Source organism: Streptomyces sp. NPDC111802 (assembly GCF_055634335.1).
Map to the genome: position 1 here is coordinate 80,169 of NZ_JBVKCZ010000005.1, position 14,364 is coordinate 94,532.

15 protein-coding genes are annotated in these 14,364 nt (G+C 71.7%); 6 read left to right on the forward strand and 9 right to left on the reverse strand.

Annotated features, from left to right (window positions below):
- Window positions 1-33: 33 nt before the first annotated feature.
- The 3 genes from ACZ7NC_RS06580 to ACZ7NC_RS06590 form a co-directional block, all read right to left on the reverse strand.
- Window positions 34-1,248 carry an amidohydrolase family protein gene (locus tag ACZ7NC_RS06580; protein WP_471485481.1) on the reverse strand — a complete coding sequence of 405 codons (1,215 nt, stop codon included), beginning with the start codon at window positions 1,246-1,248 and terminating at the stop codon, window positions 34-36.
- A gap of 77 nt (window positions 1,249-1,325) precedes the next feature.
- Window positions 1,326-2,045, reverse strand: a complete 720-nt coding sequence (locus ACZ7NC_RS06585; RefSeq protein ID WP_471485483.1) for a TIGR03943 family putative permease subunit — start codon at window positions 2,043-2,045, stop codon at window positions 1,326-1,328.
- Window positions 2,042-3,052: a permease gene (locus ACZ7NC_RS06590; RefSeq protein ID WP_471485485.1), complete on the reverse strand. Its 1,011-nt coding sequence runs from the start codon at window positions 3,050-3,052 to the stop codon at window positions 2,042-2,044. Before ACZ7NC_RS06590 ends, ACZ7NC_RS06585 begins: the two co-directional genes overlap by 4 nt.
- Before the next feature lie 182 nt (window positions 3,053-3,234).
- Between ACZ7NC_RS06590 and ACZ7NC_RS06595 the strand changes: the two genes are divergently transcribed.
- The 4 genes from ACZ7NC_RS06595 to ACZ7NC_RS06610 all read left to right on the forward strand — a co-directional run bounded on the left by ACZ7NC_RS06595 (window position 3,235) and on the right by ACZ7NC_RS06610 (window position 6,430).
- Window positions 3,235-5,154: an NAD-binding protein gene (locus ACZ7NC_RS06595; protein WP_471485827.1), complete on the forward strand. Its 1,920-nt coding sequence runs from the start codon at window positions 3,235-3,237 to the stop codon at window positions 5,152-5,154.
- Window positions 5,155-5,164: 10 nt separating this feature from the next.
- Window positions 5,165-5,395, forward strand: coding sequence for an anti-sigma factor family protein (locus ACZ7NC_RS06600; protein WP_471485487.1), 231 nt, complete (start codon window positions 5,165-5,167; stop codon window positions 5,393-5,395).
- Between the two features lie 136 nt (window positions 5,396-5,531).
- On the forward strand, window positions 5,532-6,203 hold the full coding sequence (locus ACZ7NC_RS06605) for an RNA polymerase sigma factor (RefSeq protein ID WP_471485489.1): 672 nt from the start codon (window positions 5,532-5,534) through the stop codon (window positions 6,201-6,203).
- Window positions 6,200-6,430, forward strand: coding sequence for an anti-sigma factor family protein (locus tag ACZ7NC_RS06610; RefSeq protein ID WP_471485491.1), 231 nt, complete (start codon window positions 6,200-6,202; stop codon window positions 6,428-6,430). Before ACZ7NC_RS06605 ends, ACZ7NC_RS06610 begins: the two co-directional genes overlap by 4 nt.
- 21 nt (window positions 6,431-6,451) lie before the next feature.
- Here the strand turns inward: ACZ7NC_RS06610 and ACZ7NC_RS06615 are convergent, their stop codons facing one another.
- The 4 genes from ACZ7NC_RS06615 to ACZ7NC_RS06630 all read right to left on the reverse strand — a co-directional run bounded on the left by ACZ7NC_RS06615 (window position 6,452) and on the right by ACZ7NC_RS06630 (window position 10,627).
- Complete coding sequence (locus ACZ7NC_RS06615; protein ID WP_471485493.1) at window positions 6,452-6,958, reverse strand: DM13 domain-containing protein; 507 nt, start codon at window positions 6,956-6,958, stop codon at window positions 6,452-6,454.
- Between the two features lie 115 nt (window positions 6,959-7,073).
- Window positions 7,074-7,922, reverse strand: a complete 849-nt coding sequence (locus ACZ7NC_RS06620; RefSeq protein ID WP_471485495.1) for a hypothetical protein — start codon at window positions 7,920-7,922, stop codon at window positions 7,074-7,076.
- A 22-nt stretch (window positions 7,923-7,944) separates the two neighbouring features.
- On the reverse strand, window positions 7,945-8,646 hold the full coding sequence (locus ACZ7NC_RS06625; RefSeq protein WP_471485497.1) for a flavodoxin family protein: 702 nt from the start codon (window positions 8,644-8,646) through the stop codon (window positions 7,945-7,947).
- A 142-nt stretch (window positions 8,647-8,788) separates the two neighbouring features.
- Window positions 8,789-10,627 (reverse strand): S9 family peptidase, encoded by a 1,839-nt coding sequence (locus ACZ7NC_RS06630; protein WP_471485498.1) that lies wholly within the window; start codon window positions 10,625-10,627, stop codon window positions 8,789-8,791.
- A gap of 69 nt (window positions 10,628-10,696) precedes the next feature.
- Between ACZ7NC_RS06630 and ACZ7NC_RS06635 the strand changes: the two genes are divergently transcribed.
- Window positions 10,697-11,524, forward strand: a complete 828-nt coding sequence (locus tag ACZ7NC_RS06635; protein ID WP_471485499.1) for a class I SAM-dependent methyltransferase — start codon at window positions 10,697-10,699, stop codon at window positions 11,522-11,524.
- Window positions 11,525-11,568: 44 nt separating this feature from the next.
- The gene (locus ACZ7NC_RS06640) at window positions 11,569-12,360 is read left to right on the forward strand and encodes an SURF1 family protein (RefSeq protein ID WP_471485501.1); all 792 of its coding nucleotides are present in this window, start codon (window positions 11,569-11,571) and stop codon (window positions 12,358-12,360) included.
- A 16-nt stretch (window positions 12,361-12,376) separates the two neighbouring features.
- On the opposite strand, the gene ACZ7NC_RS06645 is transcribed toward ACZ7NC_RS06640, so the two are convergent.
- Window positions 12,377-13,429, reverse strand: coding sequence for a hypothetical protein (locus tag ACZ7NC_RS06645; RefSeq protein ID WP_471485502.1), 1,053 nt, complete (start codon window positions 13,427-13,429; stop codon window positions 12,377-12,379).
- A gap of 83 nt (window positions 13,430-13,512) precedes the next feature.
- The gene (locus tag ACZ7NC_RS06650) at window positions 13,513-14,196 is read right to left on the reverse strand and encodes a SigE family RNA polymerase sigma factor (RefSeq protein ID WP_471485504.1); all 684 of its coding nucleotides are present in this window, start codon (window positions 14,194-14,196) and stop codon (window positions 13,513-13,515) included.
- Window positions 14,197-14,364 lie beyond the last annotated feature (168 nt).

A 14,364-nucleotide genomic window follows, 5' to 3' on the forward strand; every position in this document is an offset into this window, starting at 1 on the left:
GATCAAAGGTGAGCTCACCGATCGAAGGGGAGTTCACCGATCAAAGGGGAGTTCCAGCATCCGGATCGCGTTGCCGCGCAGCAGCTTGTAGGCGACCTCGTCGGAGAGCCCGCCGACATGCTCCTCGGCCACCCGCTTGGTCTCCGGCCAGGTCGAGTCGACGTGCGGATAGTCCGTCTCGAAGGTCGCGTTGTCGACGCCGACCGTCTCGATCGCCTCGATGCCGTGCTTGTCGCGGAAGAAGCAGCAGAAGATCTGGCGGTAGTAGTACGTCGACGGCGGCTCGGGGATCAGGTCCTTCACGCCGCCCCAGGCCCGGTGCTCCTCCCACACGTCGTCCGCGCGTTCCAGGGCGTACGGGATCCAGCCCATCTGGCCCTCGCTGTACGCCAGTTTCAGCCGGGGGAACTTCACCAGGACCCCGGAGAAGAGGAAGTCCATCATCGACGCCATGGCGTTGTTGAAGCTCAGCGAGGCCTGGACGGCGGGCGGGGCGTCGGGTGAGGCGGCCGGCATCTGGGAGGAGGACCCGATGTGCATGTTGACGACCGTGCCGGTCTCCTCGCAGGCCGCGAAGAACGGGTCCCAGTAGCCGGAGTGGATGGACGGCAGCCCCAGATACGTCGGGATCTCGCTGAACGTCACCGCGCGCACCCCGCGCTCCGCGTTGCGCCGGATCTCCGCGACCGCGAGGTCGATGTCCCACAGCGGGATCAGGCACAGCGGGATCAGCCGGCCGGCGCTGTCGCCGCACCACTCCTCGACCATCCAGTCGTTGTAGGCCCGCACACAGGCCAGCCCGACCTCCTTGTCCTTGGCCTCGGCGAAGGTCTGCCCGCAGAAGCGGGGGAAGGTCGGAAAACAGAGCGAGGCCTCGACATGGTTGATGTCCATGTCCGCCAGCCGGGCCTTGGGATCCCAGCAGCCGCGCCGCATCTGCTCGCGTGTGATGCCGTCGAGAGTCATCTCGTCGCGGGAGAAGCCGACGGCCGCGATGATGCGCTTGTACGGGAAGAGCTGGCCCTCGTACTCCCACCAGTCGGTGATCTGGCCCTCCGGGTCCGTGGTGAACCGGTACTTCCCGCCGACGTACTCCAGCTCACCGATCCCGGCGGTGAGGGGCTTCGGTCCCCGGTCCCGGTACTTGGCCGGGAGCCAGGTCTCGAAGAGGTGCGCGGGCTCGATCACATGGTCGTCCACGCTGATGACCCTGGGCAGGTCCTTCGTGCCGCTCTCGGTTCTGGCCACGCCATGCCTCCCGAATCTGACGGTCCATCAGATTCAGCGTAGGGGGCGCCCCGGGGAGCGGCAAGAGAGAGCACGCGTCAGCCGTTCCAGCTCTCGTCGTACGGGTCCGTCGGCTCCGCCACCGGCTTCGCCTCCGTGACCTCGATGAACGGGATCGGACCGCCGTTGACCGGGTCCTCGGCGCGGCGCGGGGTGTAGCTGCCGGTGATCTGGAGCCAGGTGTCCGGCTGGAGGACCGGCGGGACCTGGCCGGTCAGGGCGACCTTGACCGGCTGGGCGTCGGCGGCGCAGCAGTTGAGGGCCATGCGGACGAGGTAGGGGGTGCCGTCGCGGTCCAGGGCGAGGAAGCCGGTGAGCTGGACGCGGCGGCCCCGCAGGGTGCGGCCGTGGTCGTAGACGGCGCGGCCCGCGTAGTCGACCACGCTCAGGGGCAGGGGGTCGGCGGACGGGAGGTCGGGGTAGGCGAGCGGTTCCTGGAGGGCCGTGCCGGTGCGGGTCGCGCTGTAGGAGCCGAGGGCGGGCGGGGCGACCAGGATGAGGGCGAGGAGGGGGAGGACGAGGAGCCAGGCGACTCGGGGTTCGTGGTGGGCCTGTTCACCGGCCTGCTTCTGCCGTCGCGCCCGCTTCCGCTCGTACCACACCGTCGCCACCGCCGCCGCGACCAGCACCACCCCGGCCGCCAGCACCAGCGGGCGCAGGCCCTGCTTGACGTAGCGCAGATAGAGGTCGGTGGTGGCCGCGTGCAGCAGGGACGCGCCGAGCAGGAACAGGACTGCCGACTGGGCCTGGCGGTTCACAGGATCACCGTCCCGACCAGGACCGACACGACCACGGCCAGCGCGAAGGTGGCCGGTGCGAAGCGCAGGGCGAAGGCGCGGCCGAAGGTGCCCGTCTGCATCGCGAACAGCTTCAGGTCGATCATCGGGCCCACGACGAGGAAGGTGAGCCGGGCCGTGAGCGAGAACTGCGACAGCGACGCCGCCACGAACGCGTCCGCCTCCGAGCAGATCGACAGCACCACGGCGAGGACCGCGAGGGCGAGCACCGACAGCACCGGGTTGCCGGCCGCCGCGCGCAGCCAGCTCTCCGGGGCCACCGCCTTCAGGGTCGCCGCCGCCATCGCGCCGACGACCAGGAAGCCGCCGGCGTGCATCACGTCGTGCCGCACGGAGCCCCAGAAGGCCTCGCCCCTGCTCTGGCCGTCGTGGGACGGACGGGACGGCGGCTTCAGCCAGTCGGCACGGCCCAGGCGCAGCCACAGCCAGCCCATCGCGCAGGCCACCAGCAGGCTCGCGACGAGGCGGGCGAGCACCATCTCCGGGTCGCCGGGAAAGGCCACCGCAGTCGCCGCCAGCACGATCGGGTTGATCGCCGGTGCGGACAGCAGGAACGCCAGCGCCGCCGCCGGGGTGACCCCGCGCCGCACCAGCGCCCCGGCCACCGGCACCGACGCGCACTCGCAGCCCGGCAGCACCGCGCCCGCCGCTGAGGCGACCGGGACGGCGAGGACGGGGCGGCCGGGCAGGGCGCGGGCGAAGAAGGACGGCGGCACGAACACCGCGATCGCCGCCGAGAGCAGCACGCCCAGCACCAGGAAGGGCAGGGCCTGCACCATCACCGCGACGAACACCGTCGTCCAGCTCTGCATCACCGGCGCGGCCAGGGCGCGGCGGATCGGGCTCTGCAGCAGCACCAGCGCGAGCATGACGATGGTGAGGAGGAGGGGCGAGTTGAGGTGCCGGCCCTCCTGCTCGGCCCCTCCCTCCGGCGTCCGGCGTTGCGGGGCGGCTTTGGTGATCGCCACGGGCGAGGTACCTCCGGTGGTGCGGAAGGGCGCTGGTTTCCCTCCCCTCCAGTACGGCGGCGGGGGCGGGGGCGTTCAGCGGCGGACGGGCCGCTTGTGGAACCACCCGTCACATTGAGGCAGTCTTCTCCCTCGTGGCGAGCGTTCCGAATCAGGGCTTAGGCGGTGACACCGCCGCGCACATGGTGGTGTGCGGCGACGACGGGCTCGCGCATCGGCTGGCCGCCGAGTTGCGCGGGGTGTACGGCGAACAGGTCACGCTCGTCGTGCCGCCCTCCGAGCGCGCGGTACGGCCGCCGGTGGTGGGCCGGGCCCGAGCCGCGTCGGCGGCGCTGCTCGACCGGGTGGTGACCGCGGCCGTGGGCCGTGCGGGCGCCGCAGGGGGCAGCGGCGAACCGGCCGGGAGCGTACGGGTGGTGGAGGCCGCCGAGGCAAGCGAGGCCAAGCTGGCCGAGGCGGGCGTGGAGCACGCCGACGCCCTCGCCCTCGTCTATGACGACGACGAGACCAACATCCGCGCCGCCCTCACCGCCCGCCGCCTCAATCCCCGGCTGCGGCTCGTGCTGCGCCTGTACAACCGCCGGCTGGGCCAGCACATCGAGGAACTCCTCGACCAGGCCGCCACGTTGGCGACGGGCACGGACGACGCCGGCCTGGACACCTCCACGACCGTCCTGTCCGACGCCGATACGGCCGCCCCCGCGCTGGCCGCCGCCGCGGTCGCCGGGACCACCAAGGTCGTACAGGCGGACGGCCTGTTGCTCCGCGCGGTGGAACGCCCGGCGCTGGGCACCGGGCAGGCGCCGCCCTCCGGGCTGCTCACGCTGGCCCTGCTGTCAGCGAACGGCAACGACCCGGGCGCGGGCGACGGTTCGGAGAGCGGGGAGCACGGCCCCCTGCTGCTGCCGGACGCGGCGGCCGTGCGGGGTGCGAGGGGCCGGGGGACGGTCGTCCTGGAGCAGGTGTCCTACGCGGGCACGTCGATGCCGTCGAGCGGGGGCGGGCGCGGCATCGTGCCGTCGTTCGGCTCGCTGTTCTCACGGCGGTTGCGATGGTCGCTGGCGGGACTGGTGGGGTGTGTGGCGGCGCTGGCCGTGGCGCTGACGGTGGTGACCGGCGAACACCCGCTGTACGCGACGTACATGACCCTGCTCGACCTCTTCGCCATCAACGACCCCGCGCTCCACCAACCGCTGGCCCGCCAGCTCCTCCAGCTGCTGTCCGGGCTGACCGGTCTGCTGCTCCTTCCGGTGCTGCTGGCGGCGGTGCTGGAGGCCCTCGGTACGTTCCGTTCGGCGTCCGGTCTGCGCAGACCGCCGCGCGGGATGGGCGGCCATGTGGTGCTGCTCGGGCTGGGCAAGATCGGCACCCGGGTGCTGACCCGGCTGCGCGAACTGCACATCCCCGTGGTCTGCGTCGAGGCCGACCCCGAGGCGCGCGGACTCGCGACGGCGCGGCGGCTGCGGGTGCCGGTGGTGCTCGGGGACGTCACCCAGGAGGGCGTCCTGGAGGCCGCGAAGATCCACCGCTCGCACGCCCTTCTCGCGGTGACCAGCGCGGACACGACGAACCTCGAAGCCGCCCTGTACGCCCGCTCCGTACGCCCCGACCTCCGCGTGGTCCTGCGCCTGTACGACGACGACTTCGCCACCGCCGTCTACCGCACCCTGCGTGCCGCGCACCCGTACGCCTCCACCCGCAGCCGGAGCGTCACGCATCTGGCCGCGCCCGCGTTCGCCGGGGCGATGATGGGCCGGCAGATCCTGGGCGCGATCCCCGTCGAGCGGCGGGTGCTGCTGTTCGCCGCCGTGGACGTGGCCGGTCATCCACAGCTTGAGGACAAGACGGTCGGCGAGGCCTTCCGGCCGGGCGCCTGGCGGGTGCTGGCGCTGGACCGGACGCCGCCGCAGGAACGCCGCGAGGAACCGGCGGCGGAGGAGTCCTACGAGGACACCCGGTCCGGCGACGCGGAGTCGGGGTGGGTGTGGGACCTGCCCGACACCTACGTCCTGCAGAGGGAGGACCGGGTCGTCCTGGCCGCCACGCGACGGGGGTTGGCCGAGTTGCTGGGGAGGCGGTCGCGGGAGCGGGCTGGGGCGTAGCCTTTGAACGGTGAACTGCGATGAGTTCGTCGGGCTGGTGACCGCCTTTCTCGACGGCGCCCTGGATGAGCCGACCGAGCTGCGCCTCCTCGTGCACCTGACGGAGTGCGACGGCTGCGAGACCTGTCTCGACCAGTTCCGGCAGACCACCGCGATCCTGGGCGAGCTGCCCGGCCCGCGGCTGTCCCCCGAGTCACGCGACCAACTGCGGGGCGCTTTCCGCGCCTTGCGGCGGGACTGACACCGCGGCTGCGGCCCCGCTGTCCACGGCCGTGCATGTCCTTACCGGACCATGAACAAACGCACCGCGCCGCGACCTCACCCACCGAGCTGCCCTAGGCTGACGCTCTCAGTCGACGGCCGGCAAGGAGACAAGCATGGCGGGCGCCCGCGAACTGCCCCCGGACGAGATCCTGGTGCGGCGGCTGCGTGACGGCCACGAGGAGACGTTCGCCCTCGTGCTGGACACCTGGTCGGGTGGCATGCTCCGGCTGGCCATGTCCTTCGTGTCGACCAAGGACTCCGCGGAGGAGACCGTCCAGGACACCTGGCTGGCGGTCATCAGAGGGATCGGCGACTTCGAGGGCCGTTCGTCCCTGAAGACCTGGGTGTACCGGATCCTGGTCAACACGGCCAAGGCGCGCGGCACCAAGGAGAGCAGGACCGTCCCCTTCGCCAGCCTGCTGCCGGAGGAGGAGGGTCCGACGGTGGACGCCGAACGGTTCCGCGGCCCCGGCGAGCGATACGCCGGGCACTGGGCTGTCGGGCAGGAACCGCGTCCCTGGCGCATTCCCGAGGACCACGTGCTGCGCGGCGAGGTCCGCGAGGTGATCACGGAAGCCATCGAGGAGCTCCCGCCCCGCCTGCGCACGGTGATCACACTTCGCGATGTCGAGGGGTACGGCTCGGACGAGGTGTGCTCCCTGCTGGAGATCTCGCCCGGCAACCAACGCGTCCTCCTCCATCGGGCCAGGGCCTTGTTGCGCCGTAAACTGGAGGACTACTTGTCCGGTGCCCATGACGTCGCGGGCGAGAGGGGACGGGCGTGAACTGCAACGACTTCGTGGAGCTGGTGACCGACTTCCTCGACGGCGCCCTGCCCGAGGACGACGAGCGGCGCTTCATCGAGCATCTGGCGGAGTGCTCCGGGTGCGAGAGCTACCTGGACCAGTTCCGCCAGACGATCGCCACGACGGGTGAGCTGACCCCGGACGGCATCTCGCCGGACGCCAGGCAGCAGCTGCTCTCCGCGTTCAGGGGCTTCAAGCGGCAGTGAGCCCGGTCCCGTCGATCCCGGTCAGGCGCGCTGTTCCAGCTCGGCCGCGCCGAAGGACACGCTGAAGCGCTCACACCAGATCGTCACCGATGAGAACTTGCTCAGGTCGGTGCCCGCCGGGATCGCATAGTTCTGGTTGCCCTCGTTGCCCTTGAGGTCGCCGAGGTCAAGGTGCTCGCCGTCGTCGAGGTTGCCGCCGCCGTCCTTCTCGACCGGCTGGTCGCTGAGCCAGACGTGCAGGGCCGGGCCGTCGGACGTGCGCAGGTTCGTCAGGCGCAGCGTCGCCTTCCCGTCCGCGAGCCGAAGGACCGCCACCGAGCCGCTGGTGTCGTGCTCGTGGGAGAGGAACGTCCCGGTCGCCAGTTCCTTGGCCGAGCCCCCCTGCTGGGCGGCGGCCGCCGGCGGCGCCTCATCCACGCGGTTGGTGGTGAACAGCCGCCAGGGCTGGAAGAGGTAGAGCCCGACGGCCGCCGCGACGACGACCACGGCGGTGGTGATCCAGAGGAGGGGGCGCTTGTTTCGGCACATGAGGGTTTCCGTTTCTCGTTCGGGTGTCGGCATTCAGAGACGGAAAGAGCGGCGAACGTTACAGCTGAACGCCCGCCGCTCTTCCGGAACTTCGGTGCCCGCCGGCCTACGGCCGTCAGCAGTTCTCGGGGGCGGGGCGCGCCCGCTCCGGCTCGGCGGCGTGCGGAGGCCGCGCACGACGCAGTTGGTCGGCCTCGTCGCGGACCGCGTCGAGCCTGACTTCGAGCATGCCGACGCGCTCGCGGTAGCGCTCCAGCTCGGCCCGGACGAACACGGCGTCCGCCACCTGCCGGGAGGTCTCCTCGCGGATCGCCCCTGTCTCCTCGGCGAACTTCTGCTGCGCGACGTCGAGCGCGGTGACAGCCATGTCGGCCGCCTCCTCGGCGAGCGTGGCGCGCTCCTCGGCGGCCAGGATGCGCTGTGCGGCGGCCCGCGTGACCGTCTCGATGCGGGCCTCGGCCGCGGCGGAGTCGGTGATGATCGCCAACTCCTCTATGTAGGCGGGCAGATCGGTGGCGAGCTGTGTGATGAGGCCGACGAGAGCGTCGCGTGACCGGGCGGCACGGTCGCTGTCGGCCGTCGGCATCTCGGCCATGGCCTCCATCGACTCCAGCGCCTCCGCCATCGCCTCCATCTCACTGATCACGGCATCCGTCCGCGTGTGCTCGGACGGTGCGGAGACGGCGGGCCAGGAGTGCTCGACGACCGCCGCCGGGGCCTGATTCGCGCCCTCCTTGGCCGCCTTCTTGGCCTCGGCTGCCGCGCGCTTGTCCTCCTTGCGCTGCTGCCGCTTGGCGCGGAACTTCCGGAACGCGCCGAGAGCGTTGTGCTCGGGGTGCCCGCAGTAGCGCGGCGCCGGCCCCTGCGCGTCGGGCGCGGGTGACTCGGGCGGGTTGGCGCAGCCCGGGTAGGCGCAGGTGGGGAAGGTCTCGGCGCTGTTCTCGACGGTGTTCTCGACAGTCATTTCTCAGCCTTTCGTTGCTGATTCAGCGATATTCCGGATTCTCGAAGTCGAAGCGGCACCCCGCGTCCCACTGGGACCGCTGGTTCCCGTGCGCCGGAATGCCACCGGCGTCCTTGAGCAGCCGTGCGAGATGCAGCAGGTTCCACGTCATGAACGTGGTGTTCCTGTTGGTGAAGTCGTTGGCGGGACCGCCGGAGCCCGGATCGAGATAGGAGGGGCCCGGCCCGGCCTCTCCGATCCAGCCCGCGTCCGCCTGCGGCGGGATGGTGTATCCCAGGTGCTGCAGGCTGTACAGGACGTTCATGGCGCAGTGCTTGGCGCCGTCCTCGTTGCCGGTGATCAGACAGCCGCCGACACGTCCGTAATAGGCGTACTGACCGGCGTCGTTGAGCAGACCCGAGCAGGCGTAGAGCCGCTCGATGACCAGCTTGGCGACCGAGCTGTTGTCACCCAGCCAGATCGGCCCGGCGATGACGAGGATGTCGGCGGCCATCACCTGCTGTTGGATCGACGGCCACGCGTCGCGCTCCCAGCCGTGCTCGGTCATGTCCGGCCACACCCCGGTGGCGATCTCATGGTCGATCGGCCGCAGGTGTTCGACGTGAACGCCCTGCTTCTCCATGATCCGCGAGCTGAGGTCGATCAGGCCCTGGGTATGGCTGCGCTCGGGGCTTTTCTTCAGCGTGCAGTTGAGGAACAGCGCACGCAGGTCGTCATGGCTCATACCCCTCAGTGCCGTCTGCCCGCCGAACGTTACAAGCGGGCCCGTCAGTTGATGGCGAGTGAGGTGACGGCGGCCCCCGCAGCCGTGGTGAGCTGCGGGGGCCGGCGTCGAAAAGGCGCTGCCCGCTGAGGGCAGGTACGGGTCAGGACGGGCCGCTCCCCGTCAAGTGCCGCTCCGCGAAGTCCAGTTCCAGCCGCACCTGCTTGATCCGCTCGTCCACCACCAGCGAACCGTGCCCGGCGTCGTAGCGGTACACCTCGTGCACCGCGCCCCTGGCCTTCAGCCGCTTCACATAGTTGTCGATCTGGCGGATCGGGCAGCGCGGGTCGTTCACGCCCGCCGAGATGTAGACCGGGGTCTTCACCGCGTCGACGTAGGTCAGCGGTGACGACGCCTCGTAGCGCTCCGGTACCTCCTCCGGGGTGCCGCCCAGGAGGGTGCGGTCCATGGCCTTCAGGGCCTCCATCTCGTCGTGGTACGCGGTGACGTAGTCGGCGACCGGGACCGCCGCGATGCCCACCGTCCACGCGTCGGGCTGGGTGCCGAGGCCGAGGAGGGTGAGGTAGCCGCCCCAGGAGCCGCCGGTCAGGACCAGCCGGGACGGGTCGGCCAGACCGGACGTCACCGCCCACTCGCGGACCGCCGCGATGTCCTCCAGCTCGATCAGCCCGACCCGGTGCTTGAGCGCGTCGGTCCACGCGCGGCCGTAGCCCGTCGAGCCCCGGTAGTTGACGCGCACCACCGCGTACCCGTGGTCCACCCAGGCCGCCGGGCCCGCGGCGAACGCGTCGCTGTCGTGCCAGGTCGGGCCGCCGTGGATGTCGAACACGGTGGGGAGCGGGCCCTCGGCGCCCTCGGGGCGCTGCACGAGCGCGTGGATGCGGCCGCCGGGCCCCTCCACCCACACGTCCTCCACCGCGACCGAGCCGGGGGACCTCATGCCGGGCGGGTCCAGTACGACCCGGCCCGTCGTCGAGCGCACCGCCGACGGCTCGGCCGCCGACGACCACAGGTACTCCACGCTGCCGTCCGGCCGGGCCGTCGCCCCCGACACCGAGCCAGCCGGGGTCGGGATCCGCACCGCCTCACGCCGCTCCAGGTCGTACCGGAACAGCTCGCTGCGCGCCTCGAAGCTGTGCACGATCAGCAGAGCGGTCCCGTCGGGATACCACTCCGCGCTCACATCGCCCGGCAGCTCCAGCGCGAGGTCCGACTCCTCCCCGGTCGCCACGTCCCACACCAGCGGCTCCCAGCGGCCGCGGCGCTGATGCCCGATGAGCAGCCGGGTGTCCCCGTCCACCGGGGCGAAGCCCAGGACCTCCAGGCCCAGCTCCTCGGTGCCGCCCTTGGTGTCGTCGAGCTCGGCGACCGATGTGCCGTCGGGGCGCAGGACGCGCAGGGCGGAGTGCATCGCGTCGCCGTGCTCGGTGTGCTCGACGGCGATCAGCGTGCCGTCGTGCGAGAGGTCGCCGACGCCCGCGGACTCGCGGTGGCGGTAGAGCTCCACCGGAGGCTCACCGGTGCGGGCCAGATGGATCGTCGTGCCGTCCTCGTCCGTCGAGCGGCCCACGATCGCCGTACGCCCGTCCCGGCCGAGGGCCAGGCCCGCCGGGTACGACGGGTCCAGGCCGGGCGCCGCGAGCTCGTCCTCGCCGCCGGTGAACCGCTGGCGCCGCCAGACGCCGAACTCGTCGCCGTCCTTGTCGTCGAACCACCAGATCCAGGCGCCGTCCGGGGAGAGCACGCCGTCCGTCGTGCCGTTCGGCCGGTCCGTCACCTGGCGCTGCTCGCCCGTCGCACGGTCCCAGGCGTACAGCTCGTACGTCCCCGTGGCGTTCGACACGAACAAGGAGCGGTCCGGTGCGTCCTCCGCCCAGTCGGGCAGCGACACCCGAGGCGCCCGGAAGCGCTTCTCCCAGTCCGGCATGTCCTTGTCCTGCATGTGGTGATCCCGCGAATCGGACCCGTGGCTCTCAGTCATGGCCCCATAGTGCCTGGCCCGGCCGACAATTCGCTGGCGAGGTCCCCAGCCTGTGGATAACTTCGCGGCATGCACTCCACCACCCCCGCGGACTGGAACGAGGCCAACCGTGCGATGTGGGACGAACGGGTCCCGCTGCACACCGCCGGCTCCTTCTACGACCTCGACGGCTTCCGCGCCGGCGCCGACGCCCTGCGCGACTTCGAGCTGGCCGAGGTGGGCGATGTCACGGGCCGGTCGCTGCTGCACCTGCAGTGCCACCTGGGCCTGGACACCCTGTCGTGGGCGCGGCACGGTGCCGCCCGCGTCGTGGGCCTGGACTTCTCCGCACCCGCGGTGGACACGGCCCGCTCGCTCGCCGCCGACCTCGGTCTCGGGCCCGACCGCGCCGCCTTCGTCACCGCCGACGTGTACGACGCGCCCGCGGCGGTGCCCGACCCCGCGTACGACATCGTCTACACCGGCGGGGGCGCGCTGTGCTGGCTTCCCGACCTGCGGCGCTGGGCCGAGACGGCGGCCTCGCTGATCGCGCCGGGCGGGTTCCTCTATCTCGCCGAGTTCCATCCCCTCACCGAGGCCCTCGACGACGAGACGGGCTCCCGGGTCGTCCGCGACTACTTCGACCGCACCGCCCAGGTGTACGACATCCCGGGCACATACGGCTCCGACCGCACCGACACCGTCAACAACCGCAGCGTCGAGTGGCAGCACCCGATCGGCGAGGTCGTGACCGCGCTCGCGGCGACGGGACTGCGCATCGAGTTCCTGCACGAGCACGACGTCTCGCTGTTCCGCCGGTTCGAGACCTTCGAGGAGCGGGAGGGCTACTTCCGCTTCCCGGCGGGACGGCCGCGGATTCCGCTGATGTACTCGGTGAAGGCGAGCAAGCGGCACTGACCCCGCGGGAGTGCCCTGCGCGGCGGCCCCGTACCGTTGAGGACGTGTACCGGTTTCTGCTGACGCCCCGTTGGTGGGGGATCAACGTCTTCGTGCTGCTCGCCATCCCGTTCTGCGTGTTCATGGGGTCCTGGCAGCTGAGCCGGTTCGAGGCCCGGGTCGAGGACCATCGCAGCGCCGGTGCGCGGGCGGAGGAGAACAAGCGGGAGGCCGCTCGTCCGCTCGCCGAGCTGCTGCCGGTGGACAAGGCGACGTCGGGCAGACAGGCCACCGCGAGCGGGCGCTACGACAAGCAGCTGCTCGTGCCGGGCCGCGAGCTGGACGGCAAGCGGGGCTACTACGTCCTGACGCTGCTGCGCACCGACGACGGCAAGGCCCTGCCGGTCGTGCGGGGCTGGCTGCCGGGTGAGGCCGACCGCGCCGACGCCCCCGCCGCGCCCACCGGCGAGGTCGAGGTCACCGGCGCGCTCCAGGCGTCCGAGGTGCCCGGGGAGAACGGGGTGCCCGCGCAAGGGGGCCTGCCGTCCGGCCAGACGGGCGCGATCAGCGCGGCGTCGCTGGTGAACCTGGTGCCGTACGACGTCTACGACGCCTGGATCACCCTCGACAAGGCCGACTCCGGCATGAAGGCGGTACCGGCGTCCGCGCCGAGCGACACCGGCCTGGACCTGAAGGCGTTCCAGAACCTCGGCTACACCGGCGAGTGGTTCGTCTTCGCCGGCTTCGTGGTCTTCATGTGGTTCCGGCTGCTGCGCCGCGAGGTGGAGTTCGCCCGGGACGCGGAACTGGGCCTGGCGCCGGACGAGGAGCCCGTTTCCAGCCCGTCCGGGGTGTGAGAAACCGGCGCCGCGGCTACGCCCCCGCCAGCACGCCCGTCCAGTAGACGATCCCCGCGCAGGCGTTGGACACCGTCACGGTGGCCGTCGGCGCGCCCGCCTCCGTCGTGTTGATGATCGTGACGCTGCCGTCGAGGGTGGTGTCCTGCGACAGCAGCTGGGTGGAGGTGCCGGTGTCACCGCCCGTGGAGGTGCCCTCGGTCGAGCCGCTGGTGGTGTCGGTCGGGGTCGGGTCGGGCGAGGGTTCGCCGCCGCCCGTGCCGCCGCCGGTCGTGGGATCGCTCGTCGTGGGGCAGGTCTCCGAGGGGATCCAGGCGAACTTCACCTCGTAGGCGGCGCCCGGCTTGAGGACGAGGGAGGTCAGCTCCTGGGCGGGATCGGGCAGGCCCACCGCCGCGTCGCCGGAGACATGCCGGGCCGGGGCTATCTTCGTGGCGTCGGCCGCCCCGCTCGTCGTGAAGCTGACCGTGCCGGGACCGCTGACCGTGCAGTCGGCCGTGGAGACGTTGCTGAAGCGGAAGGTGCCGTACACCGCGCCCGACGGGTCGGGGGCAGCGGCGCTCCCACCGGACGTGCCGAGCTGTTCGGCGGTGCACGCCGTGATGCCGGCCGCGGTGGTCGCCGAGGGGTCCTCGGGGCTTCCGGAGTCGTCACCGGACCCGGTGCTGGTGCCCTTGTCCTCCTCCTTGTCGTCCCCCTTGCCCTGGTTCTCGGTCGTGCCGGAGGAGCCGCCCGAGGTGCCCTGTCCGCCCTCGGTCTCCTTGCCCTGGCCGGACCCGCCCTGCGCCTGCTCACCATGGCCGGCGACGGACGGGTTGACATCGGTGCCGGTGGAGTTGGACACATGCACCAGGGCCGGGACCGCGGTGCCGACGAAGAGGGCCGCGGCCGCCATGCCGACGAGCGCCTGCCGCTTGCGGGCCCGGCGCGCGGGCACCGCCCGCCGCAGATGGTCCAGCGTGCCGTCGCGCGGCTCGATCTCCTGGACCGCATCGTGCAGCAAGCGGCGCAGTGCCAGCTCGTCCGAGTCGAACCCCTCGGGGCTCTGGTCGTCGGGGCCGTGGTTCACAGTTCCGTTCCCAGCGTGCGATTGCTTCGGATGTTGCTCGTGCCGGCGCTCTGCCGGATCGCGCCGCCCGTCCTGGTCCCCGCTCATGCCGGCGCCTCCATGGCGACCCGCAGCGCCGCGATCCCGCGCGAGCCGTACGCCTTCACCGAGCCCAGCGAGATGCCGAGCGTCTCGGCGACCTGCGCCTCGGTCATGTCCGCGAAGTACCGCAGCACCAGCACCTCGCGCTGACGGCGTTGCAGGCCCTTCATCGCGTTGATGAGGGAGTCCCGCTCGAGCTGGTCGTACGCCCCTTCCTCGGCGCTCGCCATGTCGGGCATCGGCTTGGACAGCAGCTTCAGGCCGAGTATGCGGCGGCGCAGGGCGGAGCGGGAGAGATTCACAACGGTCTGGCGCAGATACGCCAGCGTCTTCTCCGGGTCACGCACCCGCTTGCGCGCGGAGTGGACGCGGATGAACGCCTCCTGGACGACGTCCTCGCAGGAGGCGGTGTCGTCGAGGAGGAGGGCCGCGAGGCCCAGGAGCGAGCGGTAGTGCGCCCGGTAGGTCTCGGTGAGGTGGTCGACGGTGGTACCGGCCGCCGCGGTGTTCTCGGCGTGCTCGGCACCGTCACGCTGACTGGGTATGCGGGTGTGCCGCGCTGCGGGCATGGGCGCGATCACCGGCATGCCGCCGGGCGCACCGGGCATGCGGGGTCGGACGGGCCGACGGGGCGGCCGTAGGGCCGTGCCGCGGGTCGCCGCGCTGAAGTCGAGTACCTCTGCCACGTCTGTTGGACACGCGTCCCCCCGTGAGGGTTGTACGTGCCGGACGTCACTTTTGCGCCAGTCTCCGCAGTCGCCTCTCCGGAACCCGCGACGGACCCACTCACCCCCGCAGCCGACCGTCTCGTCCCAGGCGGCACAGCTGACCGTGCGTCAAGCGCCCACATGACT

Bases quoted from the DNA above. Each gene is read 5' to 3' on its own strand.
- ACZ7NC_RS06595 (WP_471485827.1), top strand. From the start codon at position 3,235: ATGGTGGTGTGCGGCGACGACGGGCTCGCGCATCGGCTGGCCGCCGAG.
- ACZ7NC_RS06605 (WP_471485489.1), top strand. From the start codon at position 5,532: ATGGCGGGCGCCCGCGAACTGCCCCCGGACGAGATCCTGGTGCGGCGG.
- ACZ7NC_RS06625 (WP_471485497.1), bottom strand. From the start codon at position 8,646: ATGAGCCATGACGACCTGCGTGCGCTGTTCCTCAACTGCACGCTGAAG.
- ACZ7NC_RS06635 (WP_471485499.1), top strand. From the start codon at position 10,697: ATGCACTCCACCACCCCCGCGGACTGGAACGAGGCCAACCGTGCGATG.
- ACZ7NC_RS06615 (WP_471485493.1), bottom strand. From the start codon at position 6,958: ATGTGCCGAAACAAGCGCCCCCTCCTCTGGATCACCACCGCCGTGGTC.
- ACZ7NC_RS06620 (WP_471485495.1), bottom strand. From the start codon at position 7,922: ATGACTGTCGAGAACACCGTCGAGAACAGCGCCGAGACCTTCCCCACC.
- ACZ7NC_RS06630 (WP_471485498.1), bottom strand. From the start codon at position 10,627: ATGACTGAGAGCCACGGGTCCGATTCGCGGGATCACCACATGCAGGAC.